The sequence below is a fragment of the Streptomyces sp. SID11385 genome, from assembly GCF_010548245.1.
GTDB lineage: Bacteria > Actinomycetota > Actinomycetes > Streptomycetales > Streptomycetaceae > Streptomyces.
This window is the reverse complement of the sequence record NZ_JAAGLR010001044.1, coordinates 1-921: the sequence shown is the minus strand read 5'-3', so window position 1 is coordinate 921 and position 921 is coordinate 1. Positions and strand designations below refer to the sequence as shown.

Sequence of the window (921 nt, the reverse complement as noted above, 5' to 3'; positions counted from 1 at the left end):
CGCCGACGCGGGGCGGCGCGCCGCGCTCGACCGGGCCCGTGCGGCACTGCCCGGCGTCGCCGTCCCGGAGGAACTCCTCTCGCTGTGCGCGCAGGCCGCGAGCCGCCTGGAGGTGTACGGGCACCGGGGCGACCTCACGGCGATACGCGCCGCCCGGGCGCTCGCCGCCCTCGAAGGCGCCACCACGGCGAGTCCCGCGCACCTGCGCGCCGTCCTCCCCATGGCCTTCCGCCACCGCCGCCCCGACACCACGCAGGACGGCGGCCACCGCTGGACCCCGGCCGAGGAAGCGGTCGTCGACGACGTGCTGGGCACGCAGGGCGCATGACGCGGGCAGCGGGCGAGGAGGCGGGGACGGCGCCGTCCGAGAGGAACGCGGGGGCGTGGCGGGACGGGCTCCCGGGCTCCGCCGAAGCGCTGCGGACGCTCCTGGTCTGTGCCGCCGCCGACCCCGGGCTCGGCGGCCTGCTCCTCCTCGATCCGCCGCCAGGACTGCTGCCGACCGTCACCACCGCGCTCCGCGCCCTCCTCGGCGACGGGAGGGAACCGGCACCCGTCGTCCACCTCGGCGCGGGCGCGCGCGACGCCGACCTGTGGACGAGGCTCGGCGCGGGGCCCGGCGACGACGCCCCGCTCTTCGCCCCCGGCGCCCTGCTCGCCGCCGAACTCGCCCCGGGGCCGCCCCCGTTGGTCGTCGTCCCGGAACTGAGCCGCCTCAGCACGGCGGGGCTGCGCGCGGCGCTCCAGTTCCTCGGCAGCGAGGACACCGTCGTCGAACGTCCCGGCCTGCGCCTGCGGCTGCGCCCGCGCGCCCGCTGGCTCGCCTGCTGCTCCACCGGGGACGCGGCCCAGCTCTCCGCCCATCTCCTCGACCGCTTCCCGCTCCGCTTCGAGGCGCGCGCCCTGGCACCCGTGCCGCCC

At 79.4% G+C, this 921-nt stretch carries 2 pseudogenes; both read left to right on the top strand.

Annotated elements, in window-relative coordinates:
* Positions 1-328 (top strand): annotated as a pseudogene (locus tag G3I42_RS31960) (magnesium chelatase); the annotation flags it as partial.
* Positions 325-921, top strand: a pseudogene (locus tag G3I42_RS31955) (magnesium chelatase); the annotation flags it as partial. The pseudogenes G3I42_RS31960 and G3I42_RS31955, both read left to right, overlap by 4 nt.